This window comes from Caulobacter sp. FWC26 (assembly GCF_002742645.2).
In the GTDB taxonomy this organism is placed as follows: Bacteria; Pseudomonadota; Alphaproteobacteria; order Caulobacterales; family Caulobacteraceae; genus Caulobacter.
Genome location: NZ_CP033875.1, coordinates 427,997 through 454,011, shown reverse-complemented (window position 1 = coordinate 454,011; position 26,015 = coordinate 427,997). Strand labels below are relative to the sequence as shown.

23 protein-coding genes and 1 pseudogene are annotated in these 26,015 nt (G+C 65.3%); 6 read left to right on the top strand and 18 right to left on the bottom strand.

From position 1 onward, the window contains the following. Positions 1 to 23 precede the first annotated feature (23 nt). Positions 24 to 875 carry a helix-turn-helix domain-containing protein gene (locus CSW63_RS03810; protein ID WP_231737347.1) on the bottom strand — a complete coding sequence of 284 codons (852 nt, stop codon included), beginning with the start codon at positions 873 to 875 and terminating at the stop codon, positions 24 to 26. A gap of 236 nt (positions 876 to 1,111) precedes the next feature. Between CSW63_RS03810 and CSW63_RS03805 the strand changes: the two genes are divergently transcribed. The 4 genes from CSW63_RS03805 to CSW63_RS03790 all read left to right on the top strand — a co-directional run bounded on the left by CSW63_RS03805 (position 1,112) and on the right by CSW63_RS03790 (position 5,566). Beyond that, entirely contained in the window at positions 1,112 to 1,771 is a 660-nt protein-coding gene (locus CSW63_RS03805; RefSeq protein ID WP_062094509.1) for a DUF542 domain-containing protein, read from the top strand. 431 nt (positions 1,772 to 2,202) lie between these two features. Further along, entirely contained in the window at positions 2,203 to 2,898 is a 696-nt protein-coding gene (locus CSW63_RS03800; protein WP_062094507.1) for a Crp/Fnr family transcriptional regulator, read from the top strand. A gap of 223 nt (positions 2,899 to 3,121) precedes the next feature. Next, on the top strand, positions 3,122 to 4,291 hold the full coding sequence (locus CSW63_RS03795; RefSeq protein WP_062094505.1) for an acyl-CoA dehydrogenase family protein: 1,170 nt from the start codon (positions 3,122 to 3,124) through the stop codon (positions 4,289 to 4,291). 108 nt (positions 4,292 to 4,399) lie between these two features. Continuing rightward, positions 4,400 to 5,566, top strand: coding sequence for an NnrS family protein (locus tag CSW63_RS03790; RefSeq protein ID WP_062094503.1), 1,167 nt, complete (start codon positions 4,400 to 4,402; stop codon positions 5,564 to 5,566). A gap of 71 nt (positions 5,567 to 5,637) precedes the next feature. Here CSW63_RS03790 and CSW63_RS03785 read toward each other — a convergent pair whose 3' ends face one another. The 3 genes from CSW63_RS03785 to CSW63_RS03775 are packed head-to-tail and all read right to left on the bottom strand — an operon-like array spanning position 5,638 to position 8,277. Further along, the gene (locus tag CSW63_RS03785) at positions 5,638 to 6,327 is read right to left on the bottom strand and encodes an anaerobic ribonucleoside-triphosphate reductase activating protein (RefSeq protein WP_062094502.1); all 690 of its coding nucleotides are present in this window, start codon (positions 6,325 to 6,327) and stop codon (positions 5,638 to 5,640) included. Then, entirely contained in the window at positions 6,314 to 6,490 is a 177-nt protein-coding gene (gene nrdD / locus CSW63_RS03780; protein ID WP_062094500.1) for an anaerobic ribonucleoside-triphosphate reductase, read from the bottom strand. Before nrdD ends, CSW63_RS03785 begins: the two co-directional genes overlap by 14 nt. A 32-nt stretch (positions 6,491 to 6,522) precedes the next feature. After that, on the bottom strand, positions 6,523 to 8,277 hold the full coding sequence (locus tag CSW63_RS03775) for a ribonucleoside triphosphate reductase (RefSeq protein ID WP_062094499.1): 1,755 nt from the start codon (positions 8,275 to 8,277) through the stop codon (positions 6,523 to 6,525). A 337-nt stretch (positions 8,278 to 8,614) separates the two neighbouring features. Between CSW63_RS03775 and CSW63_RS03770 the strand changes: the two genes are divergently transcribed. Then, positions 8,615 to 9,313, top strand: a complete 699-nt coding sequence (locus tag CSW63_RS03770) for a superoxide dismutase (RefSeq protein WP_082749387.1) — start codon at positions 8,615 to 8,617, stop codon at positions 9,311 to 9,313. 56 nt (positions 9,314 to 9,369) lie between these two features. Here the strand turns inward: CSW63_RS03770 and CSW63_RS03765 are convergent, their stop codons facing one another. The 8 genes from CSW63_RS03765 to CSW63_RS23305 are packed head-to-tail and all read right to left on the bottom strand — an operon-like array spanning position 9,370 to position 20,600. Beyond that, positions 9,370 to 9,960, bottom strand: a complete 591-nt coding sequence (locus CSW63_RS03765; RefSeq protein ID WP_062094498.1) for a molybdenum cofactor guanylyltransferase — start codon at positions 9,958 to 9,960, stop codon at positions 9,370 to 9,372. A gap of 8 nt (positions 9,961 to 9,968) precedes the next feature. Next, positions 9,969 to 11,075: a peptidylprolyl isomerase gene (locus tag CSW63_RS03760; protein ID WP_062094496.1), complete on the bottom strand. Its 1,107-nt coding sequence runs from the start codon at positions 11,073 to 11,075 to the stop codon at positions 9,969 to 9,971. Between the two features lies 1 nt (position 11,076). Next, positions 11,077 to 11,847, bottom strand: a complete 771-nt coding sequence (narI, locus tag CSW63_RS03755; protein ID WP_062094494.1) for a respiratory nitrate reductase subunit gamma — start codon at positions 11,845 to 11,847, stop codon at positions 11,077 to 11,079. 15 nt (positions 11,848 to 11,862) lie between these two features. After that, complete coding sequence (gene narJ / locus CSW63_RS03750; protein WP_062094492.1) at positions 11,863 to 12,546, bottom strand: nitrate reductase molybdenum cofactor assembly chaperone; 684 nt, start codon at positions 12,544 to 12,546, stop codon at positions 11,863 to 11,865. A gap of 2 nt (positions 12,547 to 12,548) precedes the next feature. After that, positions 12,549 to 14,072: a nitrate reductase subunit beta gene (gene narH, locus CSW63_RS03745; protein WP_062094490.1), complete on the bottom strand. Its 1,524-nt coding sequence runs from the start codon at positions 14,070 to 14,072 to the stop codon at positions 12,549 to 12,551. Then, positions 14,069 to 17,797 (bottom strand): nitrate reductase subunit alpha, encoded by a 3,729-nt coding sequence (locus CSW63_RS03740; protein ID WP_099502859.1) that lies wholly within the window; start codon positions 17,795 to 17,797, stop codon positions 14,069 to 14,071. The genes narH and CSW63_RS03740 overlap by 4 nt, the downstream gene beginning before the upstream one ends. Continuing rightward, on the bottom strand, positions 17,794 to 19,230 hold the full coding sequence (locus CSW63_RS23310) for a NarK family nitrate/nitrite MFS transporter (protein ID WP_168193592.1): 1,437 nt from the start codon (positions 19,228 to 19,230) through the stop codon (positions 17,794 to 17,796). The genes CSW63_RS03740 and CSW63_RS23310 overlap by 4 nt, the downstream gene beginning before the upstream one ends. Positions 19,231 to 19,247: 17 nt before the next feature. Beyond that, positions 19,248 to 20,600, bottom strand: a complete 1,353-nt coding sequence (locus CSW63_RS23305; RefSeq protein WP_062094483.1) for a nitrate/nitrite transporter — start codon at positions 20,598 to 20,600, stop codon at positions 19,248 to 19,250. 278 nt (positions 20,601 to 20,878) lie between these two features. Between CSW63_RS23305 and CSW63_RS03730 the strand changes: the two genes are divergently transcribed. After that, positions 20,879 to 21,625, top strand: coding sequence for a cyclic nucleotide-binding domain-containing protein (locus CSW63_RS03730; protein ID WP_062094481.1), 747 nt, complete (start codon positions 20,879 to 20,881; stop codon positions 21,623 to 21,625). Positions 21,626 to 21,946: 321 nt separating this feature from the next. On the opposite strand, the gene CSW63_RS03725 is transcribed toward CSW63_RS03730, so the two are convergent. The 6 genes and pseudogenes from CSW63_RS03725 to moaA all read right to left on the bottom strand — a co-directional run bounded on the left by CSW63_RS03725 (position 21,947) and on the right by moaA (position 26,015). Further along, complete coding sequence (locus CSW63_RS03725) at positions 21,947 to 23,134, bottom strand: molybdopterin molybdotransferase MoeA (RefSeq protein WP_082749386.1); 1,188 nt, start codon at positions 23,132 to 23,134, stop codon at positions 21,947 to 21,949. Beyond that, positions 23,131 to 23,667: a molybdenum cofactor biosynthesis protein B gene (moaB, locus tag CSW63_RS03720; RefSeq protein WP_062094479.1), complete on the bottom strand. Its 537-nt coding sequence runs from the start codon at positions 23,665 to 23,667 to the stop codon at positions 23,131 to 23,133. The genes CSW63_RS03725 and moaB overlap by 4 nt, the downstream gene beginning before the upstream one ends. Before the next feature lie 87 nt (positions 23,668 to 23,754). Then, positions 23,755 to 24,258, bottom strand: coding sequence for a cyclic pyranopterin monophosphate synthase MoaC (gene moaC / locus CSW63_RS03715; protein ID WP_255357744.1), 504 nt, complete (start codon positions 24,256 to 24,258; stop codon positions 23,755 to 23,757). A gap of 27 nt (positions 24,259 to 24,285) precedes the next feature. Next, positions 24,286 to 24,732, bottom strand: a pseudogene (locus tag CSW63_RS03710) (molybdenum cofactor biosynthesis protein MoaE); the annotation flags it as partial. After that, a complete protein-coding gene (locus CSW63_RS03705) occupies positions 24,729 to 24,968 on the bottom strand; it encodes a MoaD/ThiS family protein (RefSeq protein WP_062094477.1) in 240 nt (79 codons plus the stop codon). The gene CSW63_RS03705 and the pseudogene CSW63_RS03710, both read right to left, overlap by 4 nt. A gap of 15 nt (positions 24,969 to 24,983) precedes the next feature. Next, positions 24,984 to 26,015: a GTP 3',8-cyclase MoaA gene (gene moaA, locus CSW63_RS03700; protein WP_062094475.1), complete on the bottom strand. Its 1,032-nt coding sequence runs from the start codon at positions 26,013 to 26,015 to the stop codon at positions 24,984 to 24,986.

Below are 26,015 nucleotides of genomic sequence, written 5' to 3'. Positions count from 1 at the left end.
GCTTCGCCCCCAAGAGAGAGGCGTCAAATCGAGGACGCGTCGTGCTCGGCGCCAGTAAAGCTGCTCCGCTCGCGGTCCGCGCGTCCGTTGGCTTCGGCAGTCGCATCGCCCTGATCATCGATGAGAGCGTCGGGCCGCGCCAAGGCCAACAACGCCTCGGGCCGGGTAAGGCGCACCGTGGCGCCCTTAACCTCCACACCTAAGGCTGCGAGGGCCGAAAACGCCCGCGACAGGTTCTCGGGCGTCATGCCAAGCAGCGAGGCCAGGACCCGCTTGGGATAGGGAAGTTGCAGGGTCTGCCCGCCACCTTGCCGGCGCTGCTGGACGACCAGGAAATTGGCCAACCGCTCTTGTGCGCCCCGCAACTTGATGCCCTTCAAAACCCGCACGACCCCGCTGTAACAACCCGAGAGTTCTTCAGCGACCGCGAACCCTAGGGCCGAGTCCGCCCGTACGGCGTCACGAAACGGCTCGCCCGGAATCATGAGGACTTGGCTAGGCTCGATCGTTCGCGCCGTCATCAGCGCGGGCAGCTGCAGCATCGCCGAGGCCAGAACGAACGTGGAGAGCGGACGCAAGACCGCCAAGGTCGTATCGCGATCGTGCCAGGTGCCCTCAAGCTCCACCGCCCCTTCCATCAGCACAAAGAGGAAATCGTTGAGCTCCCCCTCCGCCGTCAAAAGGACGTTGCCGGTGAATCGTTGCAGAAAGGCCGCGCGCGCCAGTCGCGCGAAGGTGTCTTCCGTGGCCGTTGCAAACAACGGCAACCGCCGCAGCCGAAGACGGTCGGCAGGCTTGAGCAACATGAGCTGGGCCCCAAACAAGCGATACGGCGAGACCACCGGCTGGATCAGCCGCCGGTGAGCGGCCGACATAGGGGGCCGATACTGCGCCGCGCCAGCGCATGGGACTTTGCCGCGCATCAATTTCGACGCGTGCTGATTTGCCGTCCAGAGTTTAGGCCACATGCCAGGCCCGGAGAATGACGAGACTCAAGACCAAGCTGGACCTGCGTCAAACGCGATCAACCCCGCCAACTGGGCGCGCAGATTGCGGTGGCGCAAAGTCCGGCGGCGGCTGTGCGCCTAGGGACAGCGCAAAGGAGACCAGCATGACGACCACCACCCTCTCCCCCTTGGCCCGCCTCACCGTTCGAGACATCGCGGTTGGTCGCCCTGGGTCGACCGCCGTGTTTCGGCGCTTCAAGATCGATTATTGTTGCGGCGGCGGCGCGACGCTTGAGACGGCGGCCGCCAAGCGCGGCGTGGCGGTCGACGCCGTCGTCGAAGCGATCGAAGCGCTCGCACCGGGGACGACCAAGCCGCCCGCTGACACCAACGCCCTCATCGATCACCTCCTTGAGCGCTATCATGACGTCCATCGTTGGCAGTTTCCCGAAGCCATCCGATTGGCGACCCGGGTCGAGGCCGTGCACCGCGATCATCCCGCCTGTCCGACAGGCTTGTCGCAGCATCTTGCTCACATGTTCGACGAGTTGGAGGCCCACCACCAAAAAGAAGAGATGGGGCTGTTTCCGATGATGCGCCGGGGTCAAAGCCCACTGAGCGGTCCGATCGCCTGCATGACGCATGAGCATGAAGACGTTGTCGAACAGCTTCACGGACTGGCTCGGTTGACTAACGACTTCACCCCTCCCGACGGCGCGTGCAACACGTGGCGGGCGCTCTACGCCCTTTGCGCGGAAATCGACGCCGATCTGCGTGACCACATGCATCTTGAGAACAACGATCTCTTCCGCCGCTTTGGCTAAATCCGGCGTTCACAGAGGATGCGTTAGCGCCCTTTCCGATCTGTTCGAGCCCATCATATTCGGATGAAAAAGATAGTCTATTCAGATATTTATAGCTTTTTCTGGTGGCCGCCTCACACCTATCGGAAAATACTCCTGCGCCTCGACCAACAAAATGGCCGGATGCGTCAGCATCCGGCCAAGTCGCCCAAACGCAACAGCGAGCGTCGGGACGGGGGTTGGGAGGTCGACCCAGTCGTCGGTGGGTCGAGAGCAATGCGTCACCCTCACCTGAAAGCGCGACAGGCGACGTTGTTCATCGACAAGGTTGGACCCAATATCTTGGCCCCCCGTCGTGAGAGCTGCGCTTGGAGGCGCCTTTAGGTAGCGACCCGGATGTTCATGGCCTGGCGAGCGGCGTAGCGTGCGGGCTTGTTCCATCGTGTCTGGTCATGGCCCACACTCTCGATGCTCACGCGCTAACCGACGCGGACATGTTCGCCAGTCTGGATCACGACGCGAGAGAGGTCGTGACGCGATCGGGCATGGTCCGCGCGCTTGCGCCGGGCCGCATCGTCTTTGGACAGGGTGATCCGGGCGTTACGTGCCACACTCTTCTGGATGGGCGGGTCAAGATCGTCCAGGCGCGCGCCGACGGCGCGCTCTCTGTGATCCGTTTCATCGGTCCTGGAGAAACCTACGGCACTGTCGCGGCGTTGATGGGACGCCCGTTTCCGGCCGACGCGGTCGCGGTGGTGGAAAGTCTTGAGATCTACTGGCCCGTAACCGTCATGCGCGATCTGATGACCCGCTACCCGGCCATCGCCATGGGATCGGCGGCGACGGCCGGTCAACGCTTGTTTGAGCTTCAAGAGCGCGTCAGCGACCTGTCGAGCGAACGCGTCGAGCGACGGATCGCGCGCATTCTTCTCCGGCTGGCGGGCCATGCGGGGCGCAAGACCAGCAGCGGCCTGGAGATCGATTTTCCCGTCACGCGTCAGGAGTTGGCGGAAATGGCGGGCTCGACGCTTCATACTGTTAGCCGGACGCTCGCCGCCTGGGACGAGGCTGGCCTGATCGGCGGCGGACGCCGCCGCATCGTCATCTGCGATCTGGATCGTTTGACGACCCTGGCCGGATCGATGTGAAGCGGGGTCTAACCGGCTGAGCGGGAACGACGGCGCGTCCCGCCACATGACTTGTCCCTTTCGGGTCAAGGTTTGCGTTGCGACAAGGACGCCGTCCCGTCGATCCCATTCCATACGCCGGTGGCGCAACCCGCGCCCTGGGGTCCTTTGGCTTGGGATGGAACCATCCAAAGCGATTCAAAGGCCTTGCGGTCCAAAGACGCGACCATCCAGTGAGGCGGACATGTCGACGCGCAGCGGCTTTCAAACACCCGGCCCCGAGGCTTTCCTGGGCGAGGTTCGGGCGTTTCTGGCCGAGCAGCTCACTGAGGACCTACGTGCTGCCGGCCGTCGAACCGTGGGCCTCTTCTCCGATATCGACGCAGGACGTGTTTGGCAGCGCCGATTGCGCGCACGCGGATGGGCCGCGCCCGCTTGGCCTCAAGCGTTTGGCGGCGCGGGCTGGAACGCCCTGCAGCGGTTTCTCTTTGATCGGGAGTGCGTGCTCAACGACGCCCCTCTGCTCTTCGCCGCCGGCGTCCGTAGTCTTGGTCCGCTGTTGATCGAACAGGGCTCGCAGGCGCAGCGCGCACGCTACCTTCCTGCGATTCTCGCGGGCGAAGATCTCTGGTGCCAAGGCTTCTCAGAGCCCGGAGCGGGTTCGGATCTCGCGGCGATCCAGAGCCGAGCCTATCGCTCCGGCGAACACTACCGCCTGAACGGACAGAAGATCTGGACGACGGGCGCTCATCTGGCCAACCGTATGTTCATGCTGGCGCGAACCGGACCCAACGACGCCGGGCGCAACGGTTTGACCTTCCTGCTCGTCGACATGGCCAGCCCCGGAGTCACCGTGGTCCCGATCCCCGGCCTGGGAGGTGAACATGAGTTCAATCACGTATTTTTCGACGACACGCCGGTCCCGGTCGACCAGCGCGTCGGCGCAGAAGGCGAAGGCTGGCGCATGGCCAAGCGCTTGATGCAGTTGGCGCGCTCAAACAACACCCCCGCAGCGTCGGTTCGACGCGCGCTGCAACAGGTCCGCACGCTCGCCACCGCGCCCGAACACGCGCCCCGTTTGGCAAGGCTCGCCATCGACCTGGAAGCCTTCGAGCAGCTCGAAATGCGCCTCTTGCCGGGAGGAAAGCCACGGGCCGGCGACGATCTGGCCCCGTCCATGCTCAAACTGGTGGGTAGCGAACTTCGCCAGGACATCGCCGCCTTGGGCCTTGAAGCCGCCGGCCCGTTCGGCGCCGTCGGACAATGGCCCGAAACGCCGGATGGTCACCGGGGAGTGGGGGCGGCGGGTCGCGAGGCCAGCGCGCGGTATTGGGCCAGTCGCGCCAACACCATCTATTCGGGAACCAGCGAGATCCAACGGAACCTGATCGCCCGAGGCCTGGGCCTGGCCTAGCCCCTGTCGCCGGCTGCCTCAGGCCAACGGTGTGGTTCTTGTCGCGGCTCAAGGATAGCCGCGCTCATGCCGGTTAGACGATGCGCGCCTTCTGCGTCGAGGAACGTGATGTCGACAGCCCAACAACGCCGCGCCTACACCGGTCCTGCGATCCTGAGCCACGGCTTCCGGCCGTTCTTCTTCTTCGGCGCGGCCTGGTCGGCCCTGGCGACGCCGTTGTGGATCTGGGGTCTCATGGGCGGCCCTAGCGTGGTGGGAAGCCTCGACTGGCACGTCCATGAGATGCTGTTCGGCTTCCTGCCGGCGATCGTCGCGGGGTTCTTGACCACGGCCGTACCCAATTGGACCGGACGGATGCCGGTGATCGGCGCGCCGCTGGGCGCGCTCTGGACCCTATGGCTTCTTGGTCGTGCGGCCATGCTGCTACAGCCGATGATCGGCGTTCTCGCGCCGCTGGTCGACAGCCTGTTCCTGTTGACGTTCTCCGCAGTAGTCTGGCGCGAGGTGACCGCTGGCCGTAACTGGCGCAACCTGCCCGTCTGCCTGATGACGAGCCTGCTCGCCCTGGCCAACATCGCCTTCCACCTCGACGCCGCCCTTGGCCTTGGCGGCCTGGGCGCGCGGCTGGCCATGGCCGCCGCCAGCATTCTTCTTGCCCTGATCGGCGGACGGATCACACCAAGCTTCACGACCAACTGGCTTCGGCAGCGAAAGGCCGCGGTCCTGCCCAAGACGTTTTCGACCGTCGACCGGCTCGCCCTCACCGCGACCGCTCTAGCCATGGTCGCCTGGACCCTGGCGCCGCGCTCGCCACCCGTCGGCGTGACGCTGATGATCGCCGGCGCGCTCTGTCTCTATCGGCTAACCCGCTGGTGCGGCCTGCAGACTCTGACCGAGCCCCTGCTATCTATTCTCCATCTTAGCCACGCCTGGCTGGGCTTTGGCTTGGGCTTGCTCGGCGCTAGCCTCGTCTGGCCCCAGACCGTGCCGGGTCCGGCCGGCGTTCACGCCCTGACGGCCGGCGCTGTAGGCGTCACGTGCCTGGCCGTCATGAGCCGCGCCAGCCTGGGTCACTGCGGCCGGGCGTTGACGGCTGACCGGACGACGGTGGCTCTTTTTGTCGCGATCAATTTGGCGGCGGTGACCCGGATCATCGCGGCGCTGACGCCGGCCTACGCGCCGCCGCTGTGGGCCGCCGCCGCGCTGTTCTGGAGCCTGGCCTATGGCGGGTTCGCGCTGGCCTATGGTCCCTTGCTGTGGCGCCGACGCCTTTAGAGCGGCGCGCGACCACCATGATGGGCGATCAGATCAAAGACTGCTCTGAATGGGTTTAGAACAGAGCCCGGCTACCGCGCGGCGTGATGGGCGAAGGCGGCCGCGCGGTCGGCCGACAGAACCGCAGAAGGGCCTTTCGTCGCAGCCAGATCCGGATCGGCGCACCCTTGGGCGCGAAAGGCTTGGGTCACATAGCGTCGAACACCCAGGGCCTGCAGTTGACGGGCCAGGCGATCAAGATCCTCAGCGCCCAGCAAATCGGGATGCACCGTGGTGCGGATCTCGTAGTCGACGCCGCTGGCCAGGAGCCGCCTTAGGCTCTCGGCGGCCCGATCACCGCTGCCGACCACGCCGGTGACCGCGTCATAGCCAGCGAACGGCGCCTTGACGTCGAACCCGACCCAATCGAGCAACGGCAACACAGCGCTGAGGCGCTCGGGATAGGGACCCGCCGTATGGAGACCGACCGCGAAGCCCAGTTCGCGCACGGCCTGCACCGCCCCGACGAGTTCGGATTGCAAAGTCGGTTCACCGCCAGAAAACACCACGCCGTCCAGCAGCCCTCGACGACCGGCCAGGAACGCCATGATCTCGGGCCATGGCGGACCTTCGCCAGCCGTGGCGGGGATCAGGTGGGCGTTGTGACAATAGCCGCACCGCCAGGGGCATCCCTGCAGAAAGACGGTCGCCGTCAGGTGGTCGGGCCAGTCGCAGGTCGATAGACGGGCCAGACCTCCGACGCGGAGTCTAGGCGCGGGCATGGGGCTCGACGAAATTGACGCGCTGGGCGTGCTCGCCCTTCTTGCCGATGTTGAACGAGCTGACAGGGCGGTGATAGCCCATCACCCGGGTCCACACTTCGCAGCGCTGGCGGTCTTCCGGACGCAGCTGGGCGGCGGCGCGGGTGGTGTCGAACTGGCTCATGACGTAGTCCTCTTTTGGTTGGTTGGGGAAATTCAGGCGGCCTGGACGGCGCGGCGCGCCAGCAGGGCTTCGTCGCACCGCGGGCAGAACTCATGCTCGCCTTCCAGGTAGCCATGTGTGGGGCAGATCGAGAAGGTCGGCGTGATGGTGATGTAGGGCGTCTGGAAACCCTCCAGGGCCCGCCGCACCAGCTTGCGGCACGCCTCGGTCGAGGTCAGCCGCGACCCCATATAGAGGTGCAGGACAGTCCCGCCGGTATATTTGCGCTGCAGCGCTTCCTGGTGGGCCAAGGCCTCAAAGGGGTCGTCGGTGTAGTCGACCGGCAGTTGCGAGGAGTTGGTGTAGTAAGGCTGCTGGGCCGTCCCGGCCTGGAGAATGTCGGCGAAACGCTTCTTGTCTTCCTTGGCGAAGCGATAGGTCGCCCCCTCGGCCGGCGTGGCTTCCAGATTGTACATGTGACCGGTCTCGGCCTGGAACGCCACGATCCGCGCCCGCACGTGATCGAGCACCCTCAGAGCGAAATCTCGGCCCCACGGGGTGGCGATGTCCTCGGTCCCGGCGGTGAAGTTGCGGATCATCTCGTTGAGCCCGTTCACCCCCAGGGTGGAGAAGTGGTTGCGCAGCGTGCCCAGGTAGCGCGCGGTGTAGGGGAACAGCCCCTCATCCATCAGCTGCTGGACCACCCGGCGCTTGATTTCCAGGCTGTCGCGCCCCAGGTCCAGCAAGGCGTCCAATCGCTCAAGCAGTCCGGCTTCGTCGCCGCGGTGGACATAGCCTAGTCGCGCGCAGTTGACGGTCACGACGCCCAAGGAGCCTGTCTGCTCGGCGCTGCCAAACAACCCGTTGCCGCGCTTGAGCAACTCCGAAAGGTCCAACTGCAGCCGGCAGCACATCGACCGGATCATGTTGGGCTTGAGTTCGGAGTTCACGAAGTTCTGGAAGTACGGCAAGCCGTACTTGGCCGTCATCGCGAACAATCGCTCGGCGTTTTCGCTTTCCCAAGGAAAGTCCGGGGTGATGTTGTAGGTGGGGATGGGGAAGGTGAACACTCGCCCCTTGGCGTCGCCCTGGCTCATCACGTCGATATAGGCGCGGTTGATCATGTCCATCTCGGCCTGCAGTTCACCATAGGTGAACGGCATGTCCACACCGCCGATGACCGGCGTCTGTTCGCGCAGGTCTTCTGGGCAGATCCAGTCGAAGGTCAGGTTGGTGAACGGGGTCTGGGTCCCCCAGCGCGAGGGAATGTTGAGATTGTAGATCAGCTCCTGAACGCCCTGACGCACCTGCTCGTAGCTCATGGCGTCCTTGCGGACGAACGGCGCCATATAGGTGTCGAACGAGCTGAACGCCTGGGCGCCCGCCCACTCGTTCTGCAGCGTGCCCAGGAAGTTGACCACCTGGCCCACGGCGCTTGAAAAATGCTTGGCTGGCCCACACTCCACGCGCCCGGGTACGCCGTTGAAACCTTCGGTCAGCAGGGTGCGCAGCGACCAGCCGGCGCAATAGCCCGCCAGCATATCCAGGTCGTGGATGTGCAGATCACCGGCCCGATGAGCTTGCCCGATCTCAGGCGGATAGACCTCCGACAGCCAGTAGTTGGCGACCACCTTGCCCGAGACATTGAGGATCAAGCCGCCCAAGGAATAGCCCTGGTTGGCGTTGGCGTTCACGCGCCAGTCGCGCCGATGGAGATATTCGTCAATCGACGCGCCGACCTCGATCGACACCGAATCCCGCGCGGCGACCGGCGGTTGCTCTGAGGTCTTGGCCCTATGGTCCGCCATAGTCGCAACGTTCATATCGACACCACATGTTGGATTAATGCTTCATGCAAACACTATATCTGGTGTCATCAGCCAAAAATGAGCGAGTTCGCCTCGCCGCTTGATGGCCGTCAAAGGCCAAAACGAGGCGACCGGTCTGGTCGGAGCCACGAAGACTCTCGGTCGCCAGGGCTCATCACCCCGCCTGGGCCGAGACACCGAAAGTGGCGGCCGATCACGACTCTGGGACGCCACCTGCATGGCGGCGGGGGCAAGACATGATTAGTGTATCGAACAACGACCTTGCGCCGCCGCTTGAGGGCGAGCGCCGTTGTCGCCTGACCAATGGAAGTGACGCATGTCCAATATCACTGCAGATCGTCGCGCACTCCTTGGCGCCGGCGTCCTTCTTGGCGCAGGCGCGCTTGTGGCCACGCCCGTCAACGCCGCGTCGACGGTGCGCTTCAAACCCGCGCCGGCGCCGATGCCTTTCGATCCGGCGGCCGTTCCCGGCCTGTCCGAAAAATTACTACGTAGCCACTACGACAATAACTACACCGGCGCCGTGAATAGGTTAGCGGCGATCGCGGCGGAATTGGCCTCACTCGATCTGACGAGCGCGCCCGGCTATCGTGTAAACGGGCTCAAACGTGAAGAACTCATCGCGTGGAACTCGATGGTGCTTCATGAAGTCTACTTCGCTGGCCTGGCTCCGGCGGAGCGGGCGAGCCCCACCCTGGCGCAGGCCCTTGAGCGCGACTTTGGCAGCTATGATCGTTGGGCGGCGGAGTTCTCCGCCATGGGTAAGGCGCTTGGCGGCGGGTCTGGATGGGTGCTGTTGACCTGGAGTCGACGGGACGGGCGACTGGTGAACACCTGGGCCGCCGACCACACCATGCTCCTGGCCGACGGCGCCCCGCTGCTCGCGCTCGACATGTACGAGCACGCCTATCACATGGACTACGGCGCCAAGGCGGGGGCCTATGTCGACGCCTTCATGAAGGCGGTCTCATGGAAGCACGCCAACGCGGCCTTTTGGCGAGCGACTGTCGCGTAGCGCTTCCCAGTCGTCTGGCGCCATCGCTCGCCGCGCTTTGGGGGCCGTAGTTGGTCTCAGCCAAGGCCTGAAATCCGACGCTCGGCCGCTTGCAGCTCTTCAAGGCGGTTGATGTTGACGAAGCGGTCGGCGTGATCATCGCGCCACGCGACGTCGACTGCGCCGACAAACTGGCCAAAGCCCTTCAAGGATCGACGGCCAGTGGCGACATAGGCGTCCAATCGATCAAGGCAGCTTGCCCGCCAGAGGCCACAGACCGCTTGGGATTCGCCCGCGATCGCGGGGAAGGCCACGGCCGCAGCGGTGTCGGCCAACGTCGCCGACAGGCGCTCGGCTAGGTCGTCGGGCAGCCAAGGCATGTCGCAGGGTAGGGTCAGGACATGCGCCGCCGCCAGGTCGCGCGCGAAGGCGAGCGCCGCCGCCAACCCGGCCAGCGGCCCTTCAAGATCAGGTGAGTCGAGCAATTCCAACCCATCGGACATGGCCACTTGTCCGGTCCGCCGCACGCTGATCGCAACCGGCCCGCCATAGTGACGGGCCCGATCAAGCGCCCAATCGACCAAGGGCCGTCCGCCGAGCCACCGGGCGGGCTTGTCGCCGCCAAGGCGCGCGCCCTGACCTCCCGCGAGAACGACGACCGGTCCCATGGGCTCCCCTATCCGCCGCGGCGTTGAACCAGCGTGAACCGCCGAGGCTCGGCCACAAGCGTTCGCTTGAGGATCGCGCCCAGCCCCGCCAAGGCCGGATCTTCCGAACCTTGCGCGGCCGAGATCAAGCGCGTCCAGGCCTCATCGTCGGCTTCGCGGACAAACGTGTCAGCCTGACGCAACACCCAGTCGGTGAGGTCCAGCCCCGCCTCGGCGGCCGCAGCGCGCGACCGGTCAAGCAGAGCCGGATCTGCGGCCTCAAGCCAAGCCTCAAGGCCCTTGACTGTATTGGCGTCGCTGATCAGCGCGCCAAGCGACAACACCTGGGGCGCTGGGGTGTTTTCTTCGACGCTCAGCAGGCCGCCCTGTCGGGCCTGCGCCGCCAGATCCGCCACATATCGCGCCGCCGCCGCCGACCAGGCCCGCCCCTCAAGATTGAGCCTGATCTCCGGCTCGACCCGCTCGAACGGTAGGGGCTGCCCGGGCGCACGGCGATCCAGGCGCAGGACATGCCAACCAAACCGCGAGCGAACGGGATCCGCCGCGACCTGCCCAGGGTCGAGGCGCGCCAGGGCCTGTTCGACCTCTGCGACGAGGTCGCCTTCCGTCAGTTGTCCCAGCGACCCGCCCGCCGCCGCCGATGGGCACGCCGAGTGGGCTCTGGCCAAGTCCGAGAACCGTTGCGGCGCGGTCTTCAACTCGTGGATCAGCCCCCTGGCCAGGGCTTCCGCCGCATCCAGATCGTCGGGCTGATCGCCCGCCGCCGCCACCAGAATATGCGACGCCTCGACTAGGCTTGGGCTCATGAAGCGGTGATTTTGCGCCTCATAGAGCCTGCGGCACTCTTCCGGCGTCGGCGAAGAGGCGACCACCTCCTGATCGAGGACCGCCCGGACCAGCGCCTCCTCGGGGGTCTCTTCTCTCCCCTGTTCGTCGAACTCCGGCTCGGGGCTCAAGTTCAGGGCCGCAGCCCGGTGCAGGAGAAGCGCCCGCACCGCCAAGGCGTTCGCCGCTTCGGCCCACGCTTGCCCTCCGGCCTCGGACGGATGGTTTTGCGCCTCGCGCGCGATCAGCGCTTCTGGGATTTGGACCCCGCCAACGACCTGATAACGCATGTCAGTCCTTCCTGATCTGCGGGGTGTTGCGGGGGTAGACCGCTTGAACCGGCGTCCGCGCCGAGCGGGCGGTCTTCCGGGTCCAAGGGCCCAGCCGGCGGGTGCGCACCAGTTGCCAGCCCCTTCGGCCCAAGAACCAGATCGGCGCCGACAGCATGTGCACCAGACGGGTGAACGGGAACACCAGAAGGATCGTCATGCCCAGGACCAGGTGGGCTTTGAACACAAGGCCTACATCGGCCACGTGATCTGCGACGCCGGGCTGGAACGTAAAGACGCCCTGAGCCCAAGACATGAACTTGACCATCTCATGACCGTCCCGATGTTCGAGCGACGTCGGGATTGTGGCCAGGCCCAGGCAAAGCTGCGCCACGAGCAGGACCAGGATGGCGATGTCGCTGAAGCTGGAGGTCTTGCGAATGCGCGGATCGGTCAGTCGCCGATGCAGCAGGACAAGACCGCCGCAAAGCCCCAGCACACCAGCGATCCCACCGGCCACGATCGCCAGCATCTGCTTGGCCGAGTGAGGCACGCCCAGAGCGTCGAAAATCCAGATCGGCGTCAGCAGACCAACAACGTGTCCCGCGAAAATCATCAAGACGCCCAGGTGGAATAGCACCGAGCCCAGCATCAGTTGCCGGCGGCGCAACAGTTGCGAGGAGCCTGAGCGCCACGTGTACTGCTCGCGATCAAACCGGACGACCGAGCCGATCGCCAGCACCGACAGGGCGATATAGGGATAGACGCCAAAAAGAGCCTGATTGAGGTTCATGATCTTCTCCCCCCTCTAGGCCGTCGCCGCAGGCGACGACGGGTTCATGGCCGCCATCGCGACCTTGGGACATCCCGCTTCGCCCGGCCCGAAGGTGACGGCGGTCTCGGCCCATTGCTTGTCGAGTGCGGCCAAGTCGGCCGGATCATCGTCCGGCTCATCCAGCAAGGCGGCTAGGGCCGCCGCGTCGGGAACCTGTCCGGCCAGGGCCGTCAGGGCTCCAAACACCGCGCGATAGGGACTGCCGCGCTTATGGAGACGCTCACCGATCGCGGCCAGAACATGCAGGGCCTCGGCCAGTAGCGAGGCGGCCTTCTCGTCGGGCAGGCTGCTGAGGAAATCCAGGAACGCAGGCAGGTAGTCCGGAAGCTCGTTCGCCGACAGTTCCAGGCCATGCTGGCGGTAGAGCTCCAACAAGGCGGCCATCGCCTGGCCCCGGTCACGGCTTTCGCCGTGAACATGCTCATAGAGGTTCAGCGACAGCGACCGGGTCCGGTCGAACAGCCAGACATACTCTTCTTGCCGGTCAAGGAGATCGCCCGCCGCCACCGTGGCGACAAGACGCGACAGCGCCTTGCCGATCGGCCCAGGCAAGGCCGGATCAGCCAGAAGCGCAGCTTCGATCTCGGGCAGGCCGGCCCGCAGCTCGTCGGACGGATAGGTGAGCAGAAGGCCCAGGGCGCGATAGGTCAAACCCATGACTAAACCTCCATCGTCGGCTTGGCGGGCGAGCGCGCATTGGAGCCGAACAGGCCCACCTCCGTGCGACCGCCAGAGCAGCCGTTGCCGAAGGTGAAGCCACAGTCGCCGCGCATCTCGTAGGTGTCCTCCGCCCATTCGCGATGGGTGGTGGGAATGACGAAGCGGTCCTCGTAGTTGGCGATGGCCATGTAGCGGTACATGTCTTCGATCTGGGTCGATGACATCCCCACCCGCTCAGCCAATCCGTGGTCGATCCGCCCGTCGATGCTGCGTGCGCGCATGTAGGCCCGCATGGCCAGCATCCGCTCAAGGCCCAGGCGAACGGGAGCCTCGTCGCCGGCCGTGAGCATGTTGGCCAGATAGCGAACGGGGATCCGCAGGCTGGAGACGTCCGGCATGTCGCCATCGGTCTCAAGAGCGCCGACGGCCGCCGCATGTTGGATCGGCGACAACGGCGGGACGTACCAGACCATCGGCAGGGTGCGGTATTCGGGGTGCAACGGGAAGGCGACCTTCCAATCGACCGCCATCTTATAGACCGGGCTGTGACGGGCCGCCTCAAGCCAAGCTTCCGGCACGCCGTCGGCGCGAGCCTGTGCGATCACCTTCGGGTCATTGGGGTCCAGGAAGACGTCCAGTTGCGCCTGGTAGAGGTCTTTCTCGTCGGCCGCAGCAGCGGCTGCGCCGATCCGGTCGGCGTCATAGAGCATGACCCCAAGGTAGCGGATACGACCAACGCAGGTTTCCGAACAGACCGTCGGCAGCCCCACCTCGATACGGGGATAGCAGAAGGTGCACTTCTCGGACTTTCCCGATTCCCAGTTGTAGTAGATTTTCTTGTAGGGACAGGCCGAGACGCACATGCGCCAGCCGCGGCACTTGTCCTGATCGATCAGGACCACACCGTCCTCCTCGCGCTTGTAGATCGCGCCAGAGGGGCAGACCGCCACGCAGGCAGGATTGAGGCAGTGCTCGCACAGGCGCGGCAGATACATCATGAAGGTGTTTTCGAAGGCGCCGTAGATCTCCTTCTCGACCCCTTCGAAGTTGTAGTCGACCGAGCGCTTGGAGAACTCCCCGCCCAGGATTTCCTCCCAGTTGGGGCCCCACTCGATCTTCTCCATCCGTTCGCCCGTAATCTTCGAGCGCGGGCGAGCGGTCGGAAACGCCTTCATTTCCGGGGCGTTCTGCAGGTGCGCGTAGTCGAAATCGAACGGCTCGTAGTAGTCGTCGATCTCGGGCAGGTCCGGATTGGCGAAGATCTTGGCCAGGATGCGCCATTTGGCGCCCATCTTGGGCTCGATCTTGCCATTGGCCTTGCGCCGCCAGCCGCCATTCCAGCGCTTCTGGTTCTCCCAGTCCTTGGGGAAGCCGATCCCAGGCTTGGTCTCGACGTTGTTGAACCAAGCGTATTCAACGCCGTCGCGATTGGTCCAGACGTTCTTGCACGTCACCGAACAGGTGTGGCAGCCGATGCACTTGTCCAGGTTCAGGACCATGCCGATCTGAGCGCGAATTTTCATTGAGCGGCCTCCGTCTGAGCCCGGGGCGTATCCAGCCAATCGACCTTGGTCATCTTGCGCACGACCACGAACTCATCGCGGTTCGAGCCGACCGTCCCGTAGTAGTTGAACCCGTAGGCCAGCTGCGCGTAGCCGCCGATCATGTGGGTGGGCTTGAGCACCACGCGGGTGACCGAGTTGTGGATCCCCCCGCGCTTGCCGGTGATCTGCGATCCGGGCGTGTTCACGATCTTTTCCTGAGCGTGATACATGAAGGTGGTGCCTTCGCGGATCCGCTGGGACACCACCGCTCGCGCCGTCAGTGCGCCGTTGGCGTTGAACACCTCGATCCAGTCGTTGTCCTGGATGCCGGCGCGCTTGGCGTCGATCTCCGAGATCCAGACCACCGGACCGCCGCGATTGAGGGTCAGCATCAGCAGGTTGTCGGAATAGGTCGAGTGGATGCCCCATTTCTGGTGCGGGGTGATGAAGTTCAGGACGATCTCGGTCTGGCCGTTGGGCTTGTGACCCTTGACCCAGGTGGTCTTCAGATCGACCGGCGGACGATAGACGCACAGGGCCTCACCGAACGCCCGCATCCACGGATGGTCCTGATAGAGCTGCTGACGCCCTGTCAGGGTTCGCCAAGGGATCAGTTCGTGAACATTGGTGTAGCCGGCGTTGTAGCAGACGTGCTCGCTCTCCAGCCCTGACCAGATCGGTGAGGAGATGATCTTGCGCGGTTGAGCCAGAAGATCACGGAAGCGGATCTTCTCATCCTCCTTGGGCAGCGCCAGGCGAGTGTGATTAAGGCCGGTCTGGGCCGACAAAGACGCCCAGGCCTTGACCGCAACCTCACCGTTGGTCTCCGGCGCCAAGGTCAGGATGGTCTCACAGGCGTCGATGTCGGTTTCGATCCGCGGCAGGCCCTTGGCCGGCCCCTCGGCGACAACGCCGTTGAGACCACCCAGCAGATCGACCTCGTGCTGCGTCTTCCAGGCCAGGCCCTTGCCGCCGTTGCCCACACGGCCCATCAACGGACCCAGCGAGGTGAAGCGAGCGTAGAGGTTGGGATAGTCGCGCTCGACCACGCTGATCTGCGGCATGGTCTTGCCTGGGATCGCCTCGCATTCACCCAGGTACCAGTCCTGCGGACCATAGGCCTGGGCCATCTCGGCGGCGCTGTCGTGCTGGATCGGCGTCAGGACCACGTCTTTTTCGACGCCCAGCACTTCAGGGGCGACCTCCGAGAAGGTCTTGGCGATCGCCTTGAAGATTTCCCAGTCTGACTTGGCTTCCCAGGCCGGGTCCACGGCCGCTGACAGCGGGTGGATGAACGGGTGCATGTCAGAGGTGTTGAGGTCGTTCTTCTCATACCAGGTGGCGGTCGGCAGCACGATGTCGGAATAGACCGCCGTGGTGCTCATCCGGAAGTCCAGCGTCACCAGAAGGTCAAGCTTTCCTTCCGGAGCCTGGTCTCTCCAGACCACGTCCTTGGGCTTTTCTTGGCCGGCCTCGCCAAGGTCCTTGCCCTGAACGCCGTGCTCGGCGCCCAGCAGGTGTTTCAAGAAATACTCGTGCCCCTTGCCGGACGATCCCAATAGGTTGGAGCGCCAGACGAACATGTTACGCGGCCAGTTGGCTGGATCGTCGGGATCCATGCACGACATTTCCAGCTCACGAGACTTCATCGCCTCGACCGTGTAGGCGACCGGATCCCGGCCCGCAGCCGCGGCGGCCTTGGCGATCTCCAGCGAGTTGGTCTTCAGGGCGGGCGCCGAGGGCAGCCAGCCCATGCGCTCGGCGCGTACGTTGAAGTCGATCAACGCCCCGTCCCAGGCCCCTTCGGGCGCGGTCGGAGACAGGATCTCCTTGGTCGAAAGGGTCTCGTAGCGCCATTGGTCGGTGTGGGCGTAGAAGAACGAGGTGGAGTTCTGCTGCCGTGGCGGACGGATCCAGTCCAGACCGAAGGCCAACGGCGCCCAGCCGGTTTGAGGGCGCAGCTTTTCCTGGCCGACATAGTGAGACCAGCCGCCGCCCGACTGACCCACGCAGCCGCACATCACCAGCATGTTGATGACGCCGCGATAGTTCATGTCCATGTGGAACCAATGGTTCATCGCCGCGCCGATGATCACCATCGAGCGCCCATTGGTCTTTTCGGCGTTGGTCGCGAAGCCGCGCGCCACGGCGATGATCTGATCGCGCGGCACGCTGGTCACCGCCTCGGCCCAGGCCGGCGAATAGGGCTGGGGATCATCGTAGGAGGCGGGCATGTGGTCGCCGCCAAAGCCCTGATCAACGCCGTAGTTGGCCAGGAACAGATCATAGACGCAGGCAACCAGCGCCTCGCCGTCCTGGAGCTTCAGACGCCGCGCGGGAACGTTGCGGGTCAGCACATCAGGATGGTCGGTGGCGTCGAAGCCTTGCGGCGCGACATTGCCAAAATAGGGGAAGCGGACCGGCGCGACCTCGTCGTGAACGCCTTTCAGGCCTAGGCGCAGCTTGGTGTCACGACCACGGCCGTCCTTCTCTTGCAGGTTCCACTTGCCGTCTTCGCCCCAGCGGAAGCCGATCGAGCCCGACGGCGCGATGATCTCGCCGCTGACTTCGTCGATGGCGACCGTCTTCCAGTCGGGATTGTTCGTCTCGTCCAGCGCACCGTCGAAGTCGGCCGCCCGCAGCAGGCGGTCGGGCGCGTAGCCGTCGCCCTGCGGGACCAACTTCACCAGCATCGGCAGGTCGCTGTAGCGACGCAGGTAGTCCTGGAAATAGGGCACCTGACGGTCAATGTGGTATTCCTTCAGGATGACGTGGCCAAAGGCCATGGCCAGGGCCGCGTCCGTGCCCTGCTTCACCGGCAACCAAAGGTCGGAGAACTTCGAGGCTTCCGAATAGTCGGGGCAGATCACCACCGACTTGGCGCCGCGATAGCGCGCCTCGGTATAGAAGTGGGCGTCGGGGGTGCGCGTCTGCGGCACGTTCGAGCCCCACAGGAGCAGGAAGCCGGAATTGTACCAGTCGGCGCTTTCAGCCACGTCCGTCTGCTCGCCCCAGGTCTGGGGCGAGGATGGCGGCAGGTCGCAGTACCAGTCGTAGAACGAACCGCAAACCCCGCCCAGCAGCTGCAGATAGCGCGCGCCGGCGGCGTAGGAGACCATAGACATGGCCGGGATCGGCGAGAACCCGAACACCCGGTCCGGGCCCCAGCGCTTGACCGTGTGAGCGTTGGCGGCGGCGACAATCTCGGTCGCCTCGTCCCACGTCGCCCGCACAAAGCCGCCCGAACCACGCATGCGCGTGTAGCTCTCACGCGCGGCGGGATCGTTCTGAATGGCGGCCCAGGCCGCCACCGGCGAGCGCGTGGCCCGCGCCTCACGCCAGAGCTTGAGAAGCCGGCCGCGGATCAGGGGGTACTTCACCCGGTTGGCCGAGTAGAGATACCAGCTATAGCTGGCGCCGCGCGCGCAGCCGCGCGGCTCGTGATTGGGCAGCTCAGGTCGCGTGCGCGGATAGTCGGTCTGCTGGGTTTCCCAGGTGACGATGCCGCCCTTGACATAGATCTTCCACGAACAGGAGCCCGTGCAGTTCACGCCGTGGGTGGAGCGCACGACCTTGTCGTGGCGCCAGCGCGAGCGATAGGCCTCCTCCCAGGCGCGGTCCTCGTCATTGGTGACACCATGGCCGTCCGAGAACAGCTCGGTCTTGCGGGTGAAGAAGGCGAGACGATCAAGGGTATGGCTCATGCCGCACGCTCCGCGGTTTGATTGGCGACGAGGGGACGCAGGATCGAGCCGGGGCGTGCGTAGAACACCCAGTTGACGATCAGGCAGATGAAGTAGAAGCCCAGGAAGATGTAGAGCGCGGTCTGCGGACCGCCGGTGGCCTTGAGCGAGTCACCGAACGCCTTGGGGATAAAGAAGCCGCCGAAGGCGCCGATCGCCGAGGAGAAGCCCACGATCGCCGCGGCCTCCATCTCCGAGGCCTTAAGGCGTTGGGCGACGGGCGCGCCGGCCATTCGCTTGGCCAGATCGCCGCGCACGATGGCCGGGATCATCTGGAAGGTCGAGGCGTTGCCCACGCCCGTCCAGAAGAACAGCCACAGGAAGCCGCCGAAGAACACCGGGAAGGATGCGGCCGCGCCGAAGGCGCCCACGCCGTGGAGCACGATGGCTACGCCCGCCCCCAGGGCCAGGAACACCCAGTGGGTCACCCGCTCGCCCCCGAACTTGTCGGCCACCCAGCCCGTCATGGCCCGGGCGACCGCGCCCACCAACGGCCCCAGAAAAGCCAACTGCAGGGCGTTCACGTCCGGAAACAGGGTCTTCATCAGCAGCGGAAAGGCGGCCGAAAACCCGATGAAGGAGCCAAAGGTCCCCAGGTACAGCCAGCACATCAGCCAGTTGTGCATGCGCTTGAAGACCACCGACTGCTCGCTGAACGAGGCCTTGGCGTCGGCGATGTCGTTCATGCCAAACCACGCCATCAGAGCGGCGGCCACGATGAATGGGACCCAGACATAGGCGGCGTTCTGCAGCCAAAGCTCGGTTGCGCCCCCCGCTTGGCTGACGGTCTGGGGACCGCCCAGGAACGGCAGCACGCCACCGACCGTGATCACCAGCGGAACCAGGAGCTGCATAGCGCTGACGCCCAGATTGCCAATCCCGGCATTGATCGCCAGGGCGTTGCCCTTGGCGCGCTTGGGGAAGAAGAACGAGATGTTCGACATCGACGACGCAAAGTTGCCGCCGCCCAGCCCGCAGGCCAGGGACAGGGCGACAAACACCCAGTAGGGCGTGGTCGGATCCTGCACCGCCAGGCCAATACCGATCGCGGGGACCAGCAGTGACAGGGTTGAGAGTGTGGTCCACAGCCGGCCGCCGAAAACCGGCACGATGAAGCTGTAGAAGATCCGCAAGGTCGCGCCCGACAGGGCCGGCAGGGCCGTCAGCCAGAAGAGCTGCTCGGTGGTGAACTTGAACCCCACCAGTTTCAGCTTGGCCACGACCATCGACCAAACCATCCAGACCGCGAAGGCCAGGAAGAGGTTAGGCACCGAGATCCAAAGATTGCGCTGCGCCACGGCCTGGCCGCGCTCAGCCCAAAAGACTTCGTCTTCGGGCCGCCAGTCGACCAGAACGCGCTGACCGGCGCTATTCGAGAGGGACGATCTGTCCATGGGACGGTTCACTCTTCTTAGGGGTTCTGGCCGCGGATCACCGCAGTCAAGGCGCTGGGCGCGGGATGGAGGGCCTCCATCTCCGGCAGCTCCGGCAGGTTGGACAGTTGAGGCGTACGGGCCCGCTCCATGCGGCGAACCGCCAGGTGCATCCAGGCCAAGGCCGTGGCGACCAGCACGAACAGCAGCATGAAGCAGCTGGTCCACACGCCGGTCAGATCGTTGAGCGCGCCGAACACGATCGGCAGAACAAAGCCGCCGACGCCGCCGACCATGCCGACCAGACCGCCGACCGCGCCGATGCTGTCGGGATAGTAGACGGGGATGTGCTTGTAGACGGCCGCCTTGCCCAGGCTCATGGCGAAGCCCAGCACAAACAGCAGCACCACGAACGGAACAAGGCCCAGCGCCAGGCGGAAGCTGATCGGGCCGCGCACGCCCTCGATCACATACTGGGTGGGCGGATAGGACAGGATGAAGGTGCAGATCACGCTCACCCCGAAGGTGATGTACATCACCCGCCGGGCGCCGATCTTGTCAGACAGCCAGCCGCCGACCACCCGGAACACAGACCCCGGAATGGAGTAGGCCGCCGCCAGCAGGCCAGCCACCCGGATGTCGAGACCATAGACCCCGACCAGATAGTGCGGCAGCCAAAGCGCCAGGGCTACGAACGCGCCGAAAACGAAGAAATAGTAGAGTGCGAACCGCCAGACCTGCAGCTTGAGCAGCGGCGAGCTGGCCGGCTTGGCCAAGGTGTTGGTTTGCGCAGCCACGCGGCGTTCAGCCAGACCTGGCTCATCCCGTGTGAGCAGGAAGCTGACGACGGCGATCACCGCCAGGGCCAGCGCCCAGACCTCGGCGACCGCCTTCCAGCCGAACGCCAGCATCACCATTGGCGCGAGAAGCTTGGTCACCGCAGAGCCGACATTGCCCGCGCCGAACACGCCCAGCGCCGTGCCCTGACGGGACTTGGGGAAGAACTTGGAGACATAGGCGACGCCGACGGCGAACACCCCGCCCGCGACCCCAACGCCGAGCGCGCCCAACAGAAACTGCGGATAGGTCTGGGCCCTGGTCAGCAATAGCGTCGCGGCCGCCGCGCTGAGCATCAAGCCTAGGCTCAAGCGGCGTCCGCCGACGCGATCGGCCCACACCCCAAGCCCGACCCGGATCAGCGAGCCGGTGAGAATCGGCGCACCGGCCAGCAGGCCAAACTGCGCCTCAGTCAGGCCCAGATCTTTTTTGATCTGCACGCCAATGATCGAGAAGATGGTCCAGACCGCAAAACACGCGGTGAACGAAATCGTGCTCAGGCTCAGCGCCATCCCGGCGCCCGGCGCGTTCTTTTCCAGAGGGCCGCCTTGCATGCGGGTGTACCTCAAGTCATGGCCACGCCCGTCACGTGGCCTTCGAACGGGTCGTGCCTGTCGCGGTCGACCGCGCCATTGAGCAAAGTCAAAATGGACGCATTAAGCTTGGTTTGTCGAGCCGCCCTCCGCGATCCTTGGATTGAACACTTCGGCGCCGGGGCAAAGCCCTTGAGCGATCGCTGGGGCCGCACGCTTTCGCCGCCAAGCGTCGCCTTGCGCGAAGTCAACGCAGCGCTCTGAAATCACTCCAAACTCGCCGGGTTTGGAGAGAGCCCATGTCCCTGATCGGCCGCGATACTGAGCGCCTTGGTCGCCACCCGCTGCTGGCGCAAGCTGACACTGACACCCTGGCCATGCTCTGCCGCAGCGCCTTGGTGCAGACCTTTCCGGAGGAAACCACCCTGGTCGCCCAGGGCGAGCCCGTCGACTATCTCTATATTCTGATGGACGGAGAGGTCGCCGTAAGCGGAACCTGGAAGGACCGGGAAGCGACATTGACGGTCCTGCGCCCTAACGCCACCTTCATCTTGCCGGCGGTCGTCCTGGACGCCGACGCCTTGACGTCGGCCAGAACCGTTCACCGATCGCGCCTGGCGATGCTGCCCGCCGAACAGATACGGCAGGCGTTTGCGAACGATCCGGCCTTCGCCCGAGCGGTCGCCCACGCCTTGTCGGCCGACTACCGCGGACTTGTGCGGGGAACCAAGAGCCAGAAGCTCAGGGTCGGCGCAGAGCGCTTGGCCAACTACCTTTTCGCCGAGCAGGCGCGCCAGGGCGGCGCTCCGACCTTTGAACTGTCCCACAAGAAGGGCACGATCGCCGGTCTGCTCAACATGTCGGCGGAAAATCTGTCACGGGCCTTCGCGACGCTTGCGGGCTACGGGGTCATCGTAAACGGTCCCCAGATCACCATCCGTCCCAACGCCAAACTCAATCGGCTGGCCCGCCCAGATCGGCTGATCGATGAGGCTGTGGCGCCTTGCAGCGCCGAAAACAGCGCGCAGAACCGCCCGGCGGCCTGAGCCCCTGCGGACGCCGTAGAGAGAGAAGCCAGCGCCCACCCGCGTTGGGCAAGCGCTGGCGAGGTTCAGCGCGCTCATCTTCAAGGCCACGAACAGAGAGTGAGACGTCGCCTCAATAGACCCTGCTAGCTTGGCGCAACGCAGACCCTCGCGCCTTGATCGATTGGCCGCCGTCACTTGATCGATGTCTAAGACCCAAGCGACCCAGCCAGCTGGCCTAGAGCCTTTCCCGACCTGACTGCGTCAGGCCGTGAGCTCTAATCTTTTGTTTTAGCGCATTTTTCTTTACGCGAACCGGAGCCACTTCGCTCGAAAAATGCTCTAGAAGGAGAGGCACTCTACAAGCGCTCCGGCCTCAACCTGCGGACTATGCGCAGGACGGCGGATCAAGGTGTCGGCGTTGGCAAGGGCCCACTGAGAGGCCGAATCTTGATCGGCCAAGGACTCAACGCCCTCCCCCGCCCTGCGGGCGCGCACGAAGCTCTCGCGCGGTCCACCGGCGTCCAAGGCGCGCACCGAAGGCGCGGAACGCCAGTCCAGGGCCTCGCACGCAGCGCCTCCGGCCAAGGCGGTGATGAGGGGCGCCAGCAGGATCCGGGCGGTGACCAAGGCCGAGGTTGGATTGCCCGGTAGGCCAAAGATCCAGCGATCCCCCGCCCGCCCGGCCCAAACCGGTTTGCCCGGCCGGATCGCCACGCCGGCGAAGATCATCCGGAAGCTCTCGCCGGCGAAGATCGTTCGGGCGTAGTCGCGCTCGCCGACAGACGCACCGCCGATCACGACGACAAGGTCCGCTAAGTCCGCAAGATCGGCCGCCATCGCTTGCAGCGTGGGAAGGTGATCGGGCGCGCAGTGTCGAGACACCACCTCGCCGCCAAAGGCCGTGATCAGTGCGGCGACACCAAAGGTGACGCTCTCGCTGATCTTGTCGCAGTCTGCGCCGGCCTTGCCCGGATCAGCCAGTTCATCACCCGTGGCCAGGAGCGCCACGCGGGGGCGACGCCAAACCGTCACCTCGGAAAAGTCAGCGGCGGCGGCGGCGACCAGCCGTTGCGCGTTCAGCCTCAGTCCGGCCGCCAACAACGTCTGACCAGCCTGGAAATCGCAGCCCGCTGGCCGGATGTGACGCTTGGCGCCGATAGACTCCGGCAGACGAGCCCGTCCGTCGTCGACGACGACGTCCTCCTGAAGCACGACCCGGTCCGCGCCCTGCGGAACAGGCGCACCCGTAAAAACCCTCGCACAGGCGCCCGCCGGCAGGGCGTCTCGCAAGCCTCGGCCCGCATAGGCCGCGCCAACGATCGGCAAAGATCTGGCCCCAGCATCCAGGTCGCTGTCGCGAACCGCAAAGCCGTCCATCGCCGACACCGCCACGATCGGCGCGTCTCGCGCCGCGATCACAGGCTTGGCCAATCTGCGGCCATCGGCGTTCGCAAGACCAACGACCTCCATCGCCAGGGGCTTGGCCTCAGCGACCAGGCGATTCAGCGCCTCTGCGTAGCGGATCACGGACAGACGCCCCGCAGCCTCGGCAGATTGCCGGCTATGGAACAGGGGCGAAAGCGACTGTCGAGTTCCTGGACCAGGACCCCGTCCCAGGCGTCGCGGCAAGCCCCGGTCGAGCCGGGCACCGAAAAGACGAAGGTGTCGCCGATCTGACCGGCGAAAGCGCGCGACTGAAGTGTCGAGACGCCGACTGTGCCGAAGCTGACCTGGTGAAAGACCACCGAGAACCCCTCCATCTCCCGGCTAAAGAGCGGGCGAATGGCCTCCGGCGTGACGTCACGCGGGGAAAATCCGGTTCCGCCGGTGGTCAGGATGATTTCGATTCGCGGGTCGGCCGCCCAGTCCAGAACGCGCCGGCGGATCGCCTGAACATCGTCCGTGACGATCGCCCGATCGACCAGGCTGTGCCCGGCCTGGGTCAGCCGCTCGACCAGCAGGGCCCCGGAGGTATCGGTTTCGGACGTGCGGGTGTCAGAGATCGTCAACACCGCGACGCCCAACGGATGAAAGGTGAGATTGGGGTCGACGCCGGGCATAAAGAACCTCTTGGGCTGGGCCTTGCAAGCAAGGCGTGATCACGCGGCTGGGTTAGCCGACGGTCTCATCCTTCCCCTTGCGGAAGATCAATCGCCAGGTCGATCCGCAGCAGACTGAACGTTGGCCAGGGCCCTCCAGTCGCCCGACTTGCCCCCGGTCTTTCGCAGCAGACGAACGGCCTCGATGACCATGCCCTTCTCCGCAGCCTTGAGCATATCATAGACGGTGAGACAGGCGATCGACGCCGCTGTCAGAGCTTCCATCTCCACGCCCGTGGGACCGGAGGTCTTGGCCCGCGCCGTGATGCAGAGCCCGCCGTCGGCCGGCTCGACCGACACCTCAACCTGCGACAGCGCCAAGGGATGGCACAGCGGGATGAGGTCCGAAGTCTTCTTGGCCGCCATCACCCCGGCCAACTCGGCGACCGTGCGGACATCGCCTTTGCGGCCAGAGCCCGACACCGCCAGCGCCAAGGTCTGCGGACTCATGCGTACAAACCCGCCAGCGATCGCTTCGCGAACAGTCGCAGACTTATCGGAGACATCGACCATCCGCGCGCGTCCCTGATCGTCGATGTGGGTCAAGCGCAGCCCATCCGACGGCGGGTGGACAGCGACGTCGCGGTCCCAGCGCTCAGCGTCACGCCGGTCCTGGTGGGTCGGCTCGACCCAGCGTGCGCCCGTTGGCCCATGCTCCTTCTTCCAAAACGGCGCGCGACTTTTCAAGTAGTCCATCAAGCAGTCACAGGCCTCGAAGGCCGCGCGTCGGTGGGCCGCGCCGGCGGCGACAAACACCACAGCCTCGCCGGGCGCGATCCGGCCGGTCCGGTGGACCACCAAGACGTCATCAAGCCCAAAGCGCGTGATCGTCTCGCTCACGAAGGCCGTGATCGCCTGCTCGGTGAAGCCGGGATAGGCCTCCAGCTCAAGGGCCAGCGCCGCGCCGCCTTCGGCCCGCGCCAGTCCCACGAAACTGACCGCCGCGCCCATATCGACGCGCCCCGCGCAGAACCTCTCCATCAACGCGCCGGGGTCGAGCCGCGCCGCGCTCAGGGCCACCCTCATCCGCCGCTCATGGGCGGCAGGAAGGCCACCTCGGTCTGGGCGTTCAGTCGGGCCTCCCCGCGCACCAGCGCCTTGTCCACCGCCACCTGCACCCCAGGGGCGACCAAGGCTTCGCCCAGGCGCGGGTCCTCCCCGGCCAAGGCCGCACGCAGCGCGCCCAGATCATCGGCGGCGATCAAACGTTCGCGCCACCCGGCCTGATCGGCCAAGCGTCCAAACAGCAATACTCTGGCCATGGGTCGATCCCTTGTTCAGCCGCCCGTTGTCGACATGTGGCGCGCGACCGCGGGACGACGCCTGGCGATGTCGAAGTCGTGTCCGCGCGGCTTGGTGTCCAGAGCCGCCCGGATCGCCATCTCCAGGTCACGGTCCGACGCCCCCGCGCGCAACAATGCGCGCAGATCGGTCGCGTCTTCATGACCAAGACAGGTGTGGAGCGTGCCCGTACAGGTCAGGCGCACGCGATTGCAGGCCTCGCAGAAATTGTGGCTCAGCGGAGTGATGAAACCAAGCCGCCCGCCGGTCTCGGCCACCCGCGCATAGCGCGCCGGCCCGCCTGTGGCATGGGCCAGATCCTCCAGCGTCCAGAACGATGCCAACTCCTGGCGCACGGTCTTCAGGGACAGGAACTGATCGGTGCGGTCCTGCTCGATCTCGCCCAGCGGCATGGTTTCGATGAGGGTCAGGTCATGACCGCGGCTATGCGCCCACTGGATCAGTTCGGGAAGTTCGGCGGCGTTGTCGCGCTTCAGCGCGACGGTGTTGATCTTAACGGCGATGCCGGCGGCCTTGGCCGCATCAATGCCCTCCAGGACCTGGGCCAGGTCGCCGCCTCGGGTCAGGGTCCTAAACAGCGCCGGCTTGAGGGTGTCGAGCGAGACATTGACCCGTCGCACGCCATGGCGCGCCAGGGCCTGGGCGAAACGCGCCAACTGGGTGCCGTTGGTGGTCAGGGTGAGCTCGTCCAAGGCGCCGGTCCGCAGGTGGCGCGATAGGGCTACGACCAGGTCCATCATGCCCTTTCGGACCAGGGGCTCCCCCCCGGTCAGGCGAAGCTTGCGCACGCCCAGCCGGACGAAGGTTGAAGCCAGGCGGTCGAGCTCCTCCAACTGCAGGACCTGCGCCTTGGGCAGGAAGGTCATGTGCTCGGCCATGCAATAGTGGCAGCGCAGATCACAGCGGTCGGTGATCGACACCCGCAGATAGGTAACCGTGCGCCCCAGGCCGTCGCTGAGGCGTGAGCGCGGCGTCGTCGAGGCGATCGAGGCGTCAAAAGGGGTCAT